Annotated in this window: 20 protein-coding genes and 1 pseudogene; 10 read left to right on the forward strand and 11 right to left on the reverse strand. The window is 68.8% G+C overall.

The annotated features are described in order from the left end of the window. The 3 genes and pseudogenes from ASF27_RS21470 to ASF27_RS06645 all read left to right on the forward strand — a co-directional run. The coding region (locus tag ASF27_RS21470) for a sugar transferase (RefSeq protein ID WP_200918699.1) at positions 1 to 234 on the forward strand (234 nt) is incomplete at its 5' end. Between the two features lie 30 nt (positions 235 to 264). Then, positions 265 to 397, forward strand: a pseudogene (locus tag ASF27_RS22835) (sugar transferase); the annotation flags it as partial. 61 nt (positions 398 to 458) lie between these two features. Then, positions 459 to 1,835, forward strand: coding sequence for a leucine-rich repeat-containing protein kinase family protein (locus ASF27_RS06645; protein WP_056358763.1), 1,377 nt, complete (start codon positions 459 to 461; stop codon positions 1,833 to 1,835). Positions 1,836 to 1,899: 64 nt separating this feature from the next. Here the strand turns inward: ASF27_RS06645 and ASF27_RS06650 are convergent, their stop codons facing one another. The 9 genes from ASF27_RS06650 to ASF27_RS06690 form a co-directional block, all read right to left on the reverse strand. After that, entirely contained in the window at positions 1,900 to 2,259 is a 360-nt protein-coding gene (locus ASF27_RS06650) for a hypothetical protein (protein ID WP_056262539.1), read from the reverse strand. 40 nt (positions 2,260 to 2,299) lie between these two features. Beyond that, the gene (locus ASF27_RS06655; protein ID WP_056168372.1) at positions 2,300 to 2,698 is read right to left on the reverse strand and encodes a calcium-binding protein; all 399 of its coding nucleotides are present in this window, start codon (positions 2,696 to 2,698) and stop codon (positions 2,300 to 2,302) included. Between the two features lie 374 nt (positions 2,699 to 3,072). After that, entirely contained in the window at positions 3,073 to 3,693 is a 621-nt protein-coding gene (locus ASF27_RS06660; protein ID WP_056168376.1) for a hypothetical protein, read from the reverse strand. 8 nt (positions 3,694 to 3,701) lie between these two features. Next, entirely contained in the window at positions 3,702 to 4,577 is an 876-nt protein-coding gene (locus ASF27_RS06665) for an ABC transporter permease (RefSeq protein WP_056304026.1), read from the reverse strand. Continuing rightward, positions 4,574 to 5,332 carry an ABC transporter ATP-binding protein gene (locus ASF27_RS06670; RefSeq protein ID WP_056262544.1) on the reverse strand — a complete coding sequence of 253 codons (759 nt, stop codon included), beginning with the start codon at positions 5,330 to 5,332 and terminating at the stop codon, positions 4,574 to 4,576. The genes ASF27_RS06665 and ASF27_RS06670 overlap by 4 nt, the downstream gene beginning before the upstream one ends. Then, positions 5,329 to 5,571 carry a hypothetical protein gene (locus ASF27_RS06675; RefSeq protein ID WP_156368885.1) on the reverse strand — a complete coding sequence of 81 codons (243 nt, stop codon included), beginning with the start codon at positions 5,569 to 5,571 and terminating at the stop codon, positions 5,329 to 5,331. The genes ASF27_RS06670 and ASF27_RS06675 overlap by 4 nt, the downstream gene beginning before the upstream one ends. 9 nt (positions 5,572 to 5,580) lie before the next feature. Then, entirely contained in the window at positions 5,581 to 6,015 is a 435-nt protein-coding gene (locus ASF27_RS06680; RefSeq protein ID WP_056168148.1) for a hypothetical protein, read from the reverse strand. A gap of 79 nt (positions 6,016 to 6,094) precedes the next feature. Next, positions 6,095 to 7,096: a YVTN family beta-propeller repeat protein gene (locus ASF27_RS06685; RefSeq protein ID WP_056358766.1), complete on the reverse strand. Its 1,002-nt coding sequence runs from the start codon at positions 7,094 to 7,096 to the stop codon at positions 6,095 to 6,097. Between the two features lie 146 nt (positions 7,097 to 7,242). Next, positions 7,243 to 8,481 carry an ABC transporter substrate-binding protein gene (locus ASF27_RS06690; protein WP_082478855.1) on the reverse strand — a complete coding sequence of 413 codons (1,239 nt, stop codon included), beginning with the start codon at positions 8,479 to 8,481 and terminating at the stop codon, positions 7,243 to 7,245. A gap of 225 nt (positions 8,482 to 8,706) precedes the next feature. Between ASF27_RS06690 and ASF27_RS06695 the strand changes: the two genes are divergently transcribed. From ASF27_RS06695 to ASF27_RS06725, 7 genes are all read left to right on the forward strand, one after another. Then, complete coding sequence (locus ASF27_RS06695) at positions 8,707 to 9,243, forward strand: DUF3280 domain-containing protein (protein ID WP_056304028.1); 537 nt, start codon at positions 8,707 to 8,709, stop codon at positions 9,241 to 9,243. A 127-nt stretch (positions 9,244 to 9,370) separates the two neighbouring features. Next, the gene (locus tag ASF27_RS06700; RefSeq protein WP_056304030.1) at positions 9,371 to 10,099 is read left to right on the forward strand and encodes a (5-formylfuran-3-yl)methyl phosphate synthase; all 729 of its coding nucleotides are present in this window, start codon (positions 9,371 to 9,373) and stop codon (positions 10,097 to 10,099) included. After that, a complete protein-coding gene (locus ASF27_RS06705) occupies positions 10,096 to 10,674 on the forward strand; it encodes a uridylate kinase (RefSeq protein ID WP_056262555.1) in 579 nt (192 codons plus the stop codon). The genes ASF27_RS06700 and ASF27_RS06705 overlap by 4 nt, the downstream gene beginning before the upstream one ends. Then, positions 10,671 to 12,224, forward strand: a complete 1,554-nt coding sequence (locus tag ASF27_RS06710) for a DUF6513 domain-containing protein (RefSeq protein ID WP_056262558.1) — start codon at positions 10,671 to 10,673, stop codon at positions 12,222 to 12,224. The genes ASF27_RS06705 and ASF27_RS06710 overlap by 4 nt, the downstream gene beginning before the upstream one ends. A 4-nt stretch (positions 12,225 to 12,228) precedes the next feature. Continuing rightward, complete coding sequence (locus ASF27_RS06715) at positions 12,229 to 12,825, forward strand: DUF447 domain-containing protein (RefSeq protein WP_056168166.1); 597 nt, start codon at positions 12,229 to 12,231, stop codon at positions 12,823 to 12,825. 31 nt (positions 12,826 to 12,856) lie between these two features. Then, positions 12,857 to 13,390: an SRPBCC family protein gene (locus ASF27_RS06720; RefSeq protein ID WP_056262559.1), complete on the forward strand. Its 534-nt coding sequence runs from the start codon at positions 12,857 to 12,859 to the stop codon at positions 13,388 to 13,390. A 68-nt stretch (positions 13,391 to 13,458) separates the two neighbouring features. Then, complete coding sequence (locus ASF27_RS06725) at positions 13,459 to 14,361, forward strand: YncE family protein (protein ID WP_056358832.1); 903 nt, start codon at positions 13,459 to 13,461, stop codon at positions 14,359 to 14,361. A gap of 81 nt (positions 14,362 to 14,442) precedes the next feature. Here the strand turns inward: ASF27_RS06725 and ASF27_RS06730 are convergent, their stop codons facing one another. Both ASF27_RS06730 and ASF27_RS06735 read right to left on the reverse strand, forming a co-directional pair. Beyond that, positions 14,443 to 15,801 (reverse strand): M23 family metallopeptidase, encoded by a 1,359-nt coding sequence (locus ASF27_RS06730; protein ID WP_056262562.1) that lies wholly within the window; start codon positions 15,799 to 15,801, stop codon positions 14,443 to 14,445. A 116-nt stretch (positions 15,802 to 15,917) separates the two neighbouring features. Beyond that, the gene (locus tag ASF27_RS06735; RefSeq protein WP_056168177.1) at positions 15,918 to 16,571 is read right to left on the reverse strand and encodes a protein-L-isoaspartate O-methyltransferase; all 654 of its coding nucleotides are present in this window, start codon (positions 16,569 to 16,571) and stop codon (positions 15,918 to 15,920) included. Positions 16,572 to 16,584 lie beyond the last annotated feature (13 nt).

Consider the following 16,584-nt stretch of genomic DNA (forward strand, 5'->3'; position numbering starts at 1 on the left):
AACACGCTCTACGATCAGGTGGTGGACGGTTATTTCGCCCGCCACAAGGTCAAGCCGGGGATCACCGGCTGGGCGCAGGTCAACGGCTGGCGTGGCGAGACCGACACCAGCGACAAGATCCAGCGCAGGGTCGAACACGACCTGCACTATATCGAAAACTGGTCGGTCCTGTTCGACATCAAGATCATGCTCGCGACACCCCTGTCGCTGTTCCGGACCCAGAACGCATATTGATCTGCTCGCCATAGCCTGCATTCGCGCGANCGACACCAGCGACAAGATCCAGCGCAGGGTCGAACACGACCTGCACTATATCGAAAACTGGTCGGTCCTGTTCGACATCAAGATCATGCTCGCGACACCCCTGTCGCTGTTCCGGACCCAGAACGCATATTGATCCGCACGCCCGGATCGAAGACGCCCTTTCGGGGGCGAACGATCGGGGCGGGAGCGACGGCATGACAACGAACGCAGGGACGGCTCGACAGCTCGATGCGCTGGGACGCGGCGATCTCGGCGGCATCCGTGAACTACGCCTGTCAGGCGGCCTCACGGAGTTTCCGCGCGATCTCTTCGGTCTCGCCGACAGCCTGGAAATTCTCGACCTCGGCGCCGGCTCCTTGACCCGCTTGCCCGACGATCTGGGGCGATTGACCAAGCTTCGAGTGTTGTTCTGCTCCGGCAATCCCTTCGACCGGCTGCCGCCCGCGCTCGGTGACTGCCCGGCCCTCAGCCAGATCGGCTTTCGCGGCTGCGGCCTGAGGGAGGTTCCCGGCGAGGCCCTGCCGCCGCTCCTGCGTTGGCTGACCCTGACGGACAACCGGATCGCCCGCCTGCCCGACGCCATCGGGCAACGGCGAGGGTTGCAGAAGCTGATGCTGTCGGGAAACCGACTCACCGCCCTGCCCGAAAGTCTCGCGGACGCCGCACACCTCGAATTGCTCAGGCTCTCCGCCAACGCGCTGGATGCTCTGCCGGCTTGGCTCGCAGCGCTGCCGTCCCTGGCTTGGCCGACCTGGGCCGGCAACCCGTTGGAAGGCGGTCCCCTACCGGCGGATGACAGAAGAATCCCGTGGTCCGACCTCGCGGTCGGCGAACGTCTCGGCGAGGGCGCATCGGGGCAGGTCTTCGCGGCCCTGTGGAAACGCGACGGAATCGAAGCCGGCGAGTCTGTCACCTCGAACAAGCCTTCCACCTCGAACAAGCCTTCCACCTCGAACAAGCCTGCCACCCCGAACACGCCCGTCGCCCTGAAGATGTTCAAGGGCGCCATGACCAGCGACGGGTTGCCGGACCGCGAGATGGAGGCATGCCTCGCAGCGGGGCCGCACCCGAACCTCACCGGGGGCCTCGGCCGCCTCGTCGATCATCCGGAAGGAGCGCAAGGACTCATCATGCCGCGCCTGCCCGGTGCTTGGCGGGTGCTGGCCGGGCCGCCGAGCCTGGAAAGCTGTAGCCGCGACGTCTACGAGCCTGGCCTGAGCTTCGACGAGGAGGTGGTCCGTGCCATCGCCCGGAGCATCGCGACGGCGGCGTGCCATCTGCACGCAGGCGGCCTCCTGCACGGCGATCTCTACGCTCACAACGTTCTGTGGGACGGGACGATGGGCGAAGCCGTCCTGAGCGATTTCGGCGCCGCCTGCCGTCTGCCGCCCGGCGATGCCGGCGCGTCCCTTCGGCGGATCGAGGTGCGGGCTTGGGGAATTCTGCTCGGCGAGCTGCTGGCCCGCTGCTCCGCCCGCTTGCCGGACCTCGTCGCCCTCGCGGAAGCCTGCACGCAGCCCGAGGTGATGCGAAGGCCCCTCATGGCCGAGGTCGTCATGGCCCTCGCCTGATATGCGAAGAGGGCCGCTCCCGACCGGGAACGACCCTCTCTGACACGAGCCGGAGACGGAAGGGCTACGGCAGGGCGCCGGCCTTCTCCTTCACCTGGGTCATGGTATCCTCACATCCCTTGGTATCGCCGGCCTTGTCCTGAGCACGCGCTTTCTTGATCAGGTCGCGCGCCTCGGCGACGCCACCGGCGCTCGCCTTGGTCGAGGGATCGGTGGGCTTGCCGGCCGGGGGCTTGTCGAGGGCCTTGTCCGAGTTGGATGTCGTCGGACCACCGGCCGGCTCCTTGCCGGTCACCTTCTCCGCACCGGTGCTGTCGAGACGCCGCTCGATGGTGGCGATCTGATCGGTACAGGAGGAGGCGAGGACAGGCCCGGCAGAACCGAGCATCAGGAGGGCGGCCGGCAGAACGTAGCGAATCTGCATCAATTATTTCCTTGAGGGACGGCCGCCCCTGAGGAACGGCTTACTGCAACAGCGTCGCAAGAGAAGCGCCGGCGGGCGAAGCGAGTTCCTTGGCATCGATGGTGCCCTCGGCATCCGGGTCTGCGGCCTTAAAGCGCGCAGCCACCACGGCGAGGTATTCCTTCTTGTCGAGGGTGCCGTCGCTGTCCGGATCGGCGGCCTTCAGCTCGGCGGCGGTGAGGCGGCCGTTCAGCTCCTTGGCGTCGAGGGTGCCGTCCTTGTCCGGGTCGAGCATGTCGAACTGCTTCGCAGCAGCGGCCTGAGCCTCCTTGAGATCGATGGTGCCATCCTTGTCGGGATCGAACGCCGCGACGCTGGCCGGGGCGGCGAAGGCGGGGGCGGCGACACCGAGGCCGAGGGCGGCGAACAGAAGGGCGGCAGCGGACAAACGCGACGTCATCATAAGAAGTCTCCTAAAATCAGGACGCAGAACGAAACCGTTCTCCGAGGTCGAGGGCGGATCTGGTCTCGGGGTACCGGAGCCCCCCGCGGCGAGCTACGCCGTCTCGCCGCATTGCCTAATTGACCCGGGAGAATCTGGCAATACCCACTGGGACTTTTCCCTGATTCGGAACCTGGAGCCCGGCCAGCGGGTGCCCGCATCGAAGCGGGCCATCGCGCAGGCCGAAACGCGAACGGCGCGGCTCCGAGGGAGCCGCGCCGAATGCCGAGCGAGAAGACCGGTCCCCGCGCCTCGCCGGCACGGCGAGCAGGGGGCGGACCGGTCCTGGAGATCAGAGGCGCGCCTGGGAGATCAGAGGCGTGCCTGGGAGATCAGAGGCGTGCCTGGATCTTGCGGGCGATCTCGCCCAGGCGCTGCTCCAGGAGGGTCGGAACCTCGCAGACATAGGTCAGGGACTGGCTGCGCTCCTGGAAGATGCGCCGGTCCCAGGCGAACTTGGTCTCCAATTCGGACGCTTCCTTGGGCATGTCGCGCGCGTCCTGCGCGCTCGGACCGTCCTTCGTCGCGCTGATCTTGTCGGCCTCGTCGCGAATGCGTTCGGCCATGCGGCGCTGTCCCTGGGCGTAGCGGCCAATACCGGCGATGACCTTGTTGCGCTCGCCGTTGAGGACCTCGAACACCCCGGCGAAGACCCGGGTCAGACGCTTGCCCTTCTCCGCTCCGGCGGTCTCGCCGAAGGCGTCGAGGAGCGGATCGACCTCGTTGAGCGGCGTCCGGCGCGAGGCGATCTTCTGCGCGAGTTGCGCCGCCTCGAAATCGTCGCCCCAGGCGCCGGCCTCGGCGAGATCCGGCCCGGTCCAAACCGTGCCGGGGCTGAGGGTGGAGACCTTGCGCTGGACGCAGGGCCAATCGGGATCGCCCTTGGGCTGGGCGAGGGCCGGTCCGGCCAGCAGACCGAGGGCGAGGAGCGAGAGGGTGCAAGAACGGATCATGGAGCGGATCATGCGGGGTCTCCGGCCGGGCCACCGCGCCGGGCCATGATGCCACGGCCGGGATCGTAGGCGACGACGGCGAGGGTGAAGAAGGCGAGGGTCGTCCCGAGGACGACCGCGCAGGCGACGGGTGCGAACTGCCCGTAGAGGGCGAAGCGCACGAGCTGCACCGCATGGGTGAAGGGGTTCGCCATGCAGATGAGGTAGAGGGTCTCGGAGGATTCGCGGATGCGCCAGAGCGGGTAGAGGGCCGAGGAGGCGAAGAACATCGGGAAGATCACGAAGTTCATCACGCTGGCGAAATTCTCGAGCTGCTTGACCATCGACGACAGCAGCAAGCCGATGGAGCCGAGCATGAGCCCCGCCGCGATGAAGGCGGGCAGGGCTGCGACGTAGCCGATGGTCGGAATGTCGAGTTCCCAGAACCAGGCGATGGCCAGAAACGCGTAAGCCTGCACCACCGAGACGGTGACGCCGGCGATCAGCTTGGCGAGCAACAGCAGCCAGCGCGGATAGGGGCTGGTAAGCAGCACCTTCATCGAGCCGACCTCGCGGTCGTAAACCATCGACAGGGACGATTGCATGCCGTTGAACAGCTGGATCATCACGGCGAGACCCGGCACCACGTAGACCTCGTAGAGCACGTAGGTCTGGTAGGGCGGCTCGATGGAGACGCCCAGCGTGTTGCGGAACCCCGCCGCGAAGATGAACAGCCACACCAGGGGCCGCACCAAGGCGGAGAAGAACCGCTCCTTCTGATTGAAGAACCGCAGCAGCTCACGCCGAACAATACCGCCGAGGCAGATGAGGTAGCCGACGGCGTCGAGGCGTCCGAGATGAGTCACGGGTTTGTCGACGGGGGCCGGTGCGAGGGTCTTGCTCATGCGGCCTGCTTGGCGGGTTCGGCGACGAGGCGGCGGAAGGCGGCTTCCAGGGACTCGGTTCCTTGGGCGATGGAGCCGGCGGTGCCGCGCGCGACGATGCGGCCCTTGTGCAGGACGATGGCGGCGTCGCCTGCTTCGATCTCCTCGAAAATGTGGGTCGCCCACAGGACCGACAGGCCCTCCTCGCGCACCAGCGCCCGCACGATGGCGACGATGTCGGCCCGCGATTCGAGGTCGAGGCCGACGGTGGGCTCGTCGAGCAGAAGCAGGCGCGGACCGTGGATGAGGGAGCGGGCGATCTCGATGCGCCGGGACTGGCCGCCCGACAGGGTCCGGACCTTGTCGTCGCGCCGATCAAGGAGCCCGACGCGGGTGAGCAGCGTCTGGATCCGTTCCTTGGCCGCCCTGCGGGTCATGCCGTGGAGACTCGCATGGTAGAGGAGGTTCTGCGCCACCGTGAGGTCGGTATCCAGGGTGCGGGCCTGGAACACCACACCGAGGCGGGCGAGCGCCCGGCTCGGCTCCCGGTCGAGGGCATGGCCGAGGATCGAGACCCGTCCGTCCTGGTTGGCGTAGAGCCGCGTGATCACCGAGAACAATGTCGTCTTGCCGGCTCCGTTGGGGCCGAGGAGGGCGGTGAACCGGCCGCGAACGACGCTGAGGGACACGTCGGACAGGGCCGCGCGGGAGCCGAAACGATGGCTCACGTTCGCGACCTCGAGGGCGGTGCTCTCCGTCACGAGGTCGGCGCTCAAGGCTTCAGGGCCCGGCGGGCGTCGCCGACGGCGTCGAGGCACTCGTCGAACTCGCCCTCGCCCAGCTCGCGCTCGGCGACTCGGAGCGCCTTCTTGAGCTTGCCCTGGAGGGGTTCGGCCGGGTTCTTGCCGAGCTCCATCCGGATCATGCCGATGCCGTCCGTGCAGGCGGTCCTGTCGTCGGCGAGCGCCGGGCTCGCCAGGACGGCGGCAGCGAGGGCGAGGAGGGGCAAGCGCATGAACATCCCCTACTTCACGATGAACTTGCCGGTCATGCCCTTGGACTCCAGTCCATGGACTGACCAGGGGTATTCGCCCGGCTTGATCGTCACGAACTCGATGGCGATCTCGCCCGGATCGTCGAATTCGAGGTGGTCCGGCGGACCGCTGCCGTGGATCTCGAGGTGCTGGATGACGATCTGGTTGAACCAGATGTTGCGGAAGAACTCGGTGGCGTAGAACTTGTACTCTTGCCGGCCCTTGGCGACGATGCGCAGGCGGTAGGCCTTGCCGGATTCGAGTTCGATCTCCCGGTTCTCGACGACGTAATCGTTGCCCTCCTCGTTGCCGAGGACGAGATCGGGCAGGTTCGACCGCTTCTTGGTGAGATCGACGGCGGAGGCAGGTCCGGCCATCATCCAGGCCGCGAGCCCGAGGGCCGCCGCACGCATCGTTCGCTTCATCACGTCCGCGGATCCTCCCGTTTGCCGCCCCATGGCGTTTGCCTCCCCACGCCGGGAAGGGCGAACGCACCCAAAAAGATCAGTTCGGTGAGACCGCGACGCCCCACGGCAGCAATCCCACCGGAATGCTCTTCACCACCTTCTCGGCGGCCACATCCACCACCGAGATGTCGTTCGACGAGCCGTTGGTGGAGAACAGCAGCTTCTGGTCGGGGGTGAAGGCGAGCTGCCAGACGCGCTGGCCGACGGGGAGGTACTTCTCCACCGTGTGGGTCTTGGCGTCGATGACCGCGATGCGGTTGGCGGGGCCCAGCGCCACGAAGGCCTTCGAGCCGTCCTTGGTGATGCGGATGCCCACGGGCTGGATCGCCTCGTCGTTCACGCTCGGGATCTTGAAGGCGATCTTCTTGACCACGCGGCGCGCGGCGACATCGATGATGCTCACCGTGCCGCCGACCTCGGCCGAGACCCAGAGGAACTTCCCGTCTGCGGTGAACTCGGCGAAGCGGGGGCGGGCATCCACCAGCACGTTGTCGATCACCTGGAACGTGGTGGTGTCGATGAAGTGGGCCATGTTGGTGGTCTCGGAGGTGTTGACCAGGATTTTCCCATCGGGCGACAGGCCCATCCCCTCCGGCTCGACGCCCACGGGCACCTCGGCCATGACCTTGTTCTTCTCGACGTCGATCACAGTGACCTGGCTGTCGTCCTCGTTGGCGACGTAGAGCAGGTTCCCCGTTGGCCCCAGGATGAACTGCTCCGGATCGGGCCCCGAGCGGAGCGAGCGCACCACCTTGCCGGTGGCGGTGTCGAGGACGTCGATGCGGTCGTCGTCGCTGGCGCAGACGAAGAGTTCCTTGCCGTCCTTGCTGGTGGTGACGCCGCGGGGGCGGCGGCCGACCTTCCAGGTGCCCGTCACCGCCAGGGTCTCGCTGTCGATGACGCTGACCGAGTTGCCCTTCTCGTTGGTCACGTAGACGGTGTAGGCGCTGGCCGAACCGGTCCCGGCGAGAGTCGTGGCGGCGAGGAGCGCCCATGCCAAGACCGATCCCGACGCGTTCGCCTTGAAGCCGCGGCTCATCCTGTGTCCTCCTCGCGCCCACCGCTGTCTCGCGCGCGGTTGGGCATGCAGCGTTACTATAGTGCAGCCCCGTCTCACGGGGAGCGCCGGACCGCAAGCGGGACGGTCACCCATTGCCGCAGGCCCCGGCCGATCAGGCCCCCCCGTCAGGGAAATTTGCAGGTGGTCTCGGGGAGATCGATCCCGAGGGTATCGAGCGGCGTGCGCTGGTGGGTGAAGCCCTGCTCGGGCGCCACCGAGACCATGGCTTTGGGCTGAACCACGATCACCGGCTGGCGCAACTGGTGGTCCCACGGCCGGTAGGTGAGCGATACGCCCTTGTAGGCCGGCAGGCTGAAGGCGGGGTCGGCGAAGTAGGGGGCGAGCACGGCGGGGTCGGCGGTCTTCTTCTGCGTCGCCGCCTCGCCGATGGAGCGCACGGCCGCCCAGGCCTGATAATCGAGGGGCCGCATGAGCCGCCCGGCCTGGCGCCGGAACCGGTTCTGCGCCTGCGCCGCGCCCCAGGTCTCCAGGGTCGGATGCCAGGTGGTGGCGATGAGCCCCTGCGTGCCGGCCACGGGGCGCGGATCGACGGTGCGGAACGGGACGTAGTCGCCCCAGTCGTTGGCCTCGTCGGCCACGATGGCGAGGTCGTAATCGACGCCGCGGGTGAACACCATCGCCTCGGAGCGGGTCGGCGTGTCGCCCCGCGCCTTGGCGAGCGGCCCGAAGGTCCAGGGCTTCTCGGCCGTGATCTTGAGGTTGAACTTGCGGGCCGAGTTCTTGAACGCCTCGGCGTAGAGCCGGTCCCCGTCCTGCGGGCCGGTGATGAGGAACATCTTGCGCCAGCGCATCAGGGTGAAGAACTGCGCCAGCGCGTCCGTCTGCATCGCCCGGCTGGGCAAGACATGGAACACGTTCCTCCGGCAATCGACTCCGCGCAGGCGGTCGTCGGGGGCCGCGACGTTGAAGACCGTGACGCCCTCCCCCTTCACCGCATCGGCGACGGCCAGGACCGCGTCGGCGGGAAGTGCCAGGACGAGGAACTTGATGCCCCGCCCCGTCAGCTCGCGGGCGGCATCGACGGGGCTCTTCGTGGCGTCGAGGGCGATCTCATCGAGGGCGTACGTCTGCTTGGTGAAGCGGCCGGTCGTGTTGTTGTCCTTGATCGCCATGCGGGCGCCGGCCACGCCCTCGTCCTCGGGCGCGGCCTCGGCATCGTAGGAGGAGGGGGCGAGCTCGGGCCGGTAGATCAGCCCGATCCGGGTTTCCGTCGCGGCGGGCGTCGGAGCCGCCGCCGCCTCCGAGCGTGCGGGCTCCTGCGCGACGGCGGGGAGACACCACGAGCCGCACAACCCGAGGAGGAGAGCGAATGGGGCGAGGGGGGAGCGCGTCGAAGCCTGCATGAGGCGATCACGCTAACAACATTGTTCCGCCACGCTCAATCGGCGTTTGATAAGGAAATCATAAGCCCCGCCTGCAGCCCGAGCCGTTCCGGGCGCACGGTGCACGCGGCAGGATACCGCCGGGATGCAGGGATCACCCTGCCTCCCCCGGCGTTGCCAGCCGGTGGTTCGGGTATCATCCTGCCGACAGGCCCGGGCTGCGCCCGACGCGAGACGAGCGAAGTCATGACGCGACCGATCCCCCTCCCCCGTGCCGGACACGTTTGCGCGAGCCTCGGTCTCCTGCTGGCCCTGGCTGTGGGAGCACCCGCACAAGCCGCCCCCGAGAAAGCGGCGATCTTCGGCATCGAGTTGTTCGATCCCGGCGTGGTCGGGGGCCGTAAGGCGCGGCCGGACGAGACCCGGCGCCTCGTCCTCGTCACGGAGGAGCTGCGCAAGGCCCTCGGTGAAGCGGTCGAGCCCATCGACGTCGCGCCGCAGGCCGCCGAGATCGCCAAGCAAGCACCGCTCTACAAGTGCGACGGCTGCGCCGCCAGCATCGCCAAGACCCTTGGGGCGGACCTCGCCATCAGCGGCTACGTCGAGAAGGGCTCGAATCAGATCTTCAACCTCACGGTGACCATCGCGGAGGCCGCCACCGGCAAGATCGTGCGCGGCGGCCGGGTGGTGATCCGGGCCGACACCGACGACACCTGGGCGCATGCCATGCGCTGGGTGGTGAAGAACCGCCTGCTCGCCGAACCCCTGCCGAACCGCTCGTGATGCGTCCGGTTTTTTGCTAGGGCCAACGTCGCATCCGCGCAGGGTTGCGCGGAAAGCCAGCTGAACGTTGTCGATCCCGAACGTTGCCGATCCCATGAGTCCGAGCGAGTCGAAACCACCGTTGTTGATGCCCTCCCCCTTCGAACGCGGTGCGTATCCCGACGACGCCGTTCCGCGTCTCCTCGTGAGCGTACGCGACGCCGACGAGGCCCTGGCCGCCGCCGCCGCGGGCGCGGATCTGGTCGATGCCAAGGACCCGGACCGGGGGGCCCTCGGTGCCCTCCCCGTCACGACGGTGCGCGCCCTCGTCGATCGCATCGCTGGACGTGCCGTCACCAGCGCCGTGGCGGGCGAGCCGACGGACGCGACCGCCCTCGCCCCTTGCGTCGCCGCCATGGCCGCCACGGGGGTGAACTACGTGAAAGTCGCCGTGCAAGGGGGCTTTCCCGACACGGCACTGGCCGAGGCCGCCGCGGCCGCGCCCGGCCGGCTCATCGCCGTGCTGTTCGCCGAGCATGAACCCGCGCCCGCTCTCGTGGCGCGTGTGGCGGCGGCCGGATTCGTCGGTGCCATGATCGACACGGCGACCAAGGACGGGCGCCGCCTGCCCGACCTCCTGCCGATTCCGGTCCTGACGGCCTTCACCCGCGCCTGCCGTCGGCACGACCTCGTCTCGGGCCTCGCCGGCTCCCTCGCGCTCGCCGACATCGAGAGCCTGGCTCCCGTCGGCCCGCACTACCTCGGCTTCCGCGGCGGCCTGTGCCACGACAGCGATCGCACGAAAGGCCTCGATCCGGCCCGGGTGGCGGAGGCCGTGCGGATTTTGCGCGCTCGCGCCCGCCGAGACGCCGCATGAGTTCCGAAGTCATGGTCGTGAAGGTCGGCGGCAGCCTCCTGTCCGACGCCGGCCGCCTGCGCGCTGTCCTCGCCGGCCTCGCGGAGGGCCGGGACGGCCCCTGCGTGGTGGTCCCCGGCGGCGGCCCGTTCGCCGAGGCCGTGCGGACCTCTCAGGCGGCGCTCGGCTTCGGCGATGCGCTGGCCCACCGCCTCGCCCTCGACGCCATGGGCCGCATGGCCGAGATCTTTTCGGCGTTCGAGCCGCGCTTGGCCATCGCCACGACGTGGGATGCGGCATCGGCGATCCTCGCCCGCGGCGGTGTGCCGGTCTGGGACCCCATCACCCTCAAGGCCGGGCATCCCGACATCCCGGAGACCTGGGACGTCACCTCCGACAGCCTCGCCGTGTGGCTCGCCACGCAATGGAACGCGCCGCGCTGCGTCCTGGCGAAATCCGCCCTCGTGCCCATGGGAGCATCGTTCGAGCACCTCGCCCGTCTCGGCCTCGTCGACGCCGCGTTCCCAGCCTTCGCGGCGCGCTACACCGGTGCCGTCGTCCTGCGTGGCCCAGCCGAGACCAGGGCCGCCGCATGAGCACCCCCGAACACCTCGTCTTCATTACCGGTCGCATGGCCAAGGCGCGCCTCGAGAAGGTCGCCGCCACGCTCCCGGCCGATCGCTTCGCCTGGAGCATCGCCGATGCCGGGGTGAAGGTCGCGGCCCTGATGACCGAAGAAATCATCCGACGCCGGGTGACGATTCCCGAGGGCGCCACCCGCATCGTCCTGCCGGGCCGTTGCCGGGCGAACCCGGAGGCCCTGGCCCAACATTTCGGCCTGCCGGTGGAGCGCGGCCCCGACGAGATCGTCGACCTGCCGGCCTATCTCGGCCTCGCCGGACGCACGGTGGATCTGTCGCGCCACGACCTGCGGATCTTCTCCGAGATCGTCGACGCCTCCAAGATGACTCCCGACCAGATCCTCGCGAAGGGCCTCGACCTCGCCCGCCGTGGCGCGGACGTCATCGATCTCGGCGGTCTGCCCGACACCGATTTCCCGCACCTCGAGGACTGCGTGCGCCTCCTGAAGGGCGCCGGCCTCAAGGTCAGCGTCGATTCCTTCTCCCTCGACGAACTCACCCGCGGCGCCAAGGCGGGCGCCGATTTCCTCCTGAGCCTCAACGAGGACACCCTCGATCTCGCCTTCGAGACCGACGCGGTGCCAGTCCTCGTGCCCGTGCGGCCCGACGATCTCGCCTCCCTCGACCGGGCCATCGAGCGCATGGAGAAGGCCGGGCGTCCCTACATGGCCGACCCGATCCTGGAGCCGATCCATTTCGGCTTCGTCGAATCCATCACGCGTTATCACGAGACCCGGCGACGCTGGCCCGGCATCGAGATGATGATGGGCACCGGCAATCTCACCGAACTCACCGAGGCCGACAGCCTCGGGGTCACGGCGCTGCTGGTGGGCATGTGCTCGGAACTCGCCATCCGCAACGTGCTCATCGTCCAGGTCTCGAACCATACCCGCCGCACGGTGGAGGAGCACGACGCGGCGCGGCGGGTGATGTACGCGGCCAAGGCGGATTCGGCCCTGCCGAAAGGTTACGGCCGCTCCCTCCTGGCGCTCCACGACAAGCGCCCCTATGTGCAGACCCCAAACGAGATCGCGGCCCAGGCGGCCGAGGTGAAGGACCCGAACTACCGCATCGCGGTCGCGGAGGACGGCATCCACGTGTTCAACCGCGATACCCATGCCATCGGCACCAACGCCATGGCGTTCTTCCCCGATCTCGACGTGGCGCAGGACGGCGCCCACGCCTTCTACCTCGGCGGCGAACTCACCAAGGCCGAGACCGCCTGGCGTCTCGGCAAGCGCTACGTACAGGACGAGGCCCTGGTCTGGGGTGCGGCCGCCGACGCCGAAATCGAGGACACCACCGCCTTCAAGAAGGCCGGGCACACCAAGCATTCCGGCCCGGACGGCGCGAGCCGCGATACCACATCGCCCGAGGCCGATGCGGGCCGGCCCGAGACCTTGGGCCCAGGGGAGACGTCCGCCGCCGATGCGGTGTCGGAGGTGCCGTCGGAGGCCGGCGCCCGCATCGTCTGCGGCAAGCTCGTACCGGCCGGGAAAGCGTAACGCCGTGCCGCTGATCCTCGAGACCGTCGTCACCACGACCTCGCCCGCCGGCGACCTGCACCTCGTGCCCTTCGGTCTGATCCAGGACGGGGCGGAGTGGGTGTTGGCCCCGTTCCGGCCGTCGCCCACCATCCTCAACCTCGAATCCAATCCGGTCTTCGCCGCATCGAGCCCCAGCGACATCCGGGTCATCGCCGGCGCCGTCACCGGCCGGCGCGATTGGGCCACCCTGCCCTGCGACCGCATTCCCGGCCGGCGCCTCGCCGACAGCTTTGGCCACGCCGAATTCGAGGTGGTGGGGGTGGAACCGGACGAGACCCGTCCGCGCTATCGGGGACGCATGGTCCATTCCGCCGCCCATATCCCGTTCTTCGGCTACAACCGGGCGCAGGCCGCCGTGCTGGAGGCGGCGATCCTCTCGACGCGCCTCCAGATGCTGGACCCCGACAAGATTTTGACCGAGATGCGCTACCACGCCATCGCGATCGCCAAGACCGCCGGGCCCGCCGAGCGCGAGGCCTGGGACTGGATCGAGGACAAGGTCGCCGCCGCCCTCGGGCGCGACGACCGCATCCTCGATAAGCCCCCCGCAGCACCTTAAGAGTGTGTGTTCCCGAGGAGACGAGACCCCGATGAAGTTTTTGGCACTCACGACGGCGGCGGCCTTCGCCCTCGTCTCGTTCGGCGCCCAGGCGCACGGCCCCACCCGCAAGAAGGTCGAGGAGACCGTCGAGATCAACGCCACGCCGGATAAGGTCTGGGCCGTGATCTCGAACTTCCAGGACATGAGCTGGCTGCCTCCGGTCGAGAAGACCGAGGGCAAGGGCGGCAACGAGATCAAGGCCACCCGGACCCTGACCCTGAAGGGCGGCGCCACGGTGGACGAGGAGCTGTACAAGTACTCGGCCGAGAAGATGAGCTACTCGTACCGGATCACCAAGGTCGACGTGAAGACTCTACCGGTGAACGACTACTCGTCCACCATCAAGGTCGAAGATGCCGGCGGCAAGACCAAAGTGTCGTGGGACGGCGCGTTCTACCGCGGCTACATGAACAACGATCCGCCGCCCGAGCTGAACGACGAAGCGTCCCAGAAGGCCGTGCGCGGCCTCTACCGCACCGGTCTCGACGCCCTCAAGGCCAAGGTCGAGAAGAGCGGTTCTTGAGCGACATCCGCTCGCATCGCGCAGCACGGAAGGGCCGGCGTCATGCCGGCCCTCTCCTCCTCGCCCTGATGCTCGTCACGGCGCAAGCACGCGCCGAAGAAGCCCTCGTCACGGCGCAGGGCGCCAATGTCCTGGCCGTGGTCGACCTCGAGGCCGGTGCGGTGGTGGGCCAGATCGCCCTGGATGGCGCGCCCGCCGGCATCGCGCTCTCGCCGGACCGCAAGACCGCCTACGTCACCCGCCCCGAGGGCCCGGGCCTCGCGGTGGTGGACCTCGCGACCCGCACCGTCACCACCACCCTCGCCCTGCCGGGTGGCCCGCTCGGGATCGCCGTGAACCCGAAGTCCGGTGTCGTCTACGTGGCCGATTGGTACGGCAGCCGGGTCTTCGTGATCCCTGCCGATGGCTCCCGCCTCGAGACCGAGTTCCAGGTCGGCGCCTCGCCCTCCGGCATCGCCGTGACGCCGGACGGCGCCACGGTCCTGGTGGCCAACCGCGAGGGCGATTCGGTCTCCGTCGTCGATGCCGCCACCCTGGCCCTGACCCGCACGATTCCCGTCGGCCGGCACCCGTTCGGTCTCACCCTCGATGCGGCGGGCGCCCGCGCCTACACCGCCAACGTCACCTCGAACGACGTCTCTGTGATCGATGTCGCGGCCGGCACCGAAATCGGCCGGGTGACCACGGGCGAGCGGCCCTACGTGGTGGCCCTTGCCGGCAACCGCGGCTTCGTCACCGACCAGTATGCAGGCACGGTGAGCGTGTTCAATCTCCAGACCCTCACCAGCGTCGCGGCCATCGAAGTCGGCGACCACCCCGAGGGCATCGCCGCCACCCGCGACGGCACGAGCCTGGTGGTGGCGAACTGGGGCTCGAACACCCTCAGCATCCTCGACGCCGCCACCCTCAAGGTGACGAAGGAGATCCCGGTCCCCGACGGTCCCCGATCCTTCGGCGACTTCTTGCGCTGAAGGCAGGTCGCCTTTCCCCAAACGAAGAACGGCGGCTCCCTGGGGAGCCGCCGTTCTTCGTTTCAGCCCCTGCGGGCCGCTTCAGTTGCTGGCGAGATGCGGCATCGGATCGACGGGGGTCGCGCCCTTGCGGATCTCGAAGTGGAGCTGAGGCGAGGTCACGTTGCCGGATGCGCCAGACTTGGCGATGGTCTGGCCGCGCTTGACCTTCTCGCCGGGGCGGACATCGAGTTCGCCGTTATGGGCGTAGGCCGAGACGTAGCCGTTGGTGTGGCGCACGAGGACGAGCTTGCCGTAGCCCTTCACGTCTGAGCCGGCATAGGCCACCGTGCCGTCCTCGGCCGCCTTCACCGCCGTACCCTCGGGCACCGAGATGTTGATGCCTTCGTTGCCGGACGAGCCGTAGCCCGAGATCACCCGGCCCTTGGCGGGCCAGCGGAACGAGGTGTCGGACGCGACCGAGCCGGTGCTGGCGGGCTCGGCCTTCGGCGTCTCGACGGCGGCGACCTTCACGGGCGTCTTCGCGGCTTCCTTGGCAGTTTCCTTGGCGGCGGCTTCGGCGGCCTTGGCCTCGACAACCTGCTTGGCCGCCTTGGCGGCTTCGAGCTTGGCGACCTTGGCCTCGGCCTCGGCGGCCTTCTTCGCCGTCTCCTTGGCCGCGTCGGCCTTCACCTTGGCGGCATCGGGCTTCGTCTCGGCCTTGGCCTCCTTGATCTCGATCTTCCGCACGGCCTTGTCGTCGGCCTTGGCGACGGCCTGGCCCGGACGCGGATGCGCCTTCCTGGCATCGGCGGCCTTGGACTCGGCCACCGCCTTGGCGGCCTCGGCCTTGCGGGTCTCGACGAGCTTCTTCGCCTCGGCGAGCTTGCGGGCGTCCGTGAGCTTGGCCTCGGCGGCCTTCCTCTCGGCGGCCTTGCTGGTCTCGACGAGACGGCGCGCCTCGGCGAGCTTCTCGGATTCGGCCTCCTTGCGGGCAGCCAGGGCGGCGGCTTCGGCGGCCTTGCGCTCGGCGGCGCGGTCGACGACCTTGGGAGCGGGCGCCGCCGGAACGGTGCGGGTCGTCATGGCGCGGCCCGCATCCGGGTTCATGCCGGACACCATGCCGGAGACGGGCTCCGTCGAGGCGACGCGGCTCGTCTGCGCCCGGGGGGCCGGCGGCACCGCGGCCATGGGCCGGGGCGACATCGCCACCCCGGGGGCGCCAAGCGCCTGGGACTGGATGCGGCTCGTGCGCACCACCGGAGCCGGGGCGATCTCCCCGTCCGGAAGGCTCCCCGTGGCGACCGGCTCGCTCGCCATATTGGAAGCGAACGGATTGCCGAAGGGGTCGCCGAGGCGCGACGCATCCGACGAACAGGCGGCCGCGCCGCCTCCAATCACTCCGATGAGTGCGAAGCGCGACAGCGTCTTCAACCCTCGACCAGTCCCGCGAACCCGCATCGACGCACCTGTCTGACCTGACGCAACTTGATGACGTCATTCAAACGGGATTCAGGTTAAACAACCGTTCCGATTCACCACGTTCGCGTCGATCGGGAACCCTGCGCGTTGCTCCATTACAGGACGCGGGCGCGTCCCGGGGTCAGCGGTGCGAGCCGCAACCCACCGCCGATACGCTCCTGAACGACGCCGTCGGCCCCCATTGCGAGAACGACGAGACGCGCCGTTTCGACCGAGCCGAGTGCTCCGACGAGACGTCCCCCCGGCGCCAGAAATCCGAAAAGGTGGGGCGGCAGGGCGGCTACGGTGCCGTTGAGGAGGATGCGGTCGAAGCGCCCCTCGGGCACGCTGCCAACGTCGAGCCCGTCACCCACCGCGATGGTGGCCCGCACCCGGTCCTCGGGCAGGAGTGCGACGCGGGCATCCTCGGCGAGAAGCGCGTAGCGCTCGACGCTGTGGACGTGGGCTGCCCCGAGCCGCAGCAGCAAGGTGGTCACGTAGCCCGAGCCGGTGCCGATTTCGAGGAGGCGCATGCCGGGGCGCGCGCCGAGTGCCGTCAGCATGGCCGCGATGGCGCTCGGCGCCGTCATTGTCTGCCCGCAGGGCAGCGGCAGGGCGAGGTCGCGCCGGGCGAGGTCGCGATGGGCGCCCGGAGCGAAGCGCTCGCGCGGCACCCGCTCCAGGGCGCGCAGGGTGTCGGTGTCGCGCACCCCCCGCCCCCGCAGGGCCATGACGAAGGCCGCCGCCTCGATGGAGCCGTCCGTCGCCATGGGACGCTCGGCC

The sequence above is a fragment of the Methylobacterium sp. Leaf102 genome (genome assembly GCF_001422425.1).
Taxonomy (GTDB): Bacteria; Pseudomonadota; Alphaproteobacteria; order Rhizobiales; family Beijerinckiaceae; genus Methylobacterium.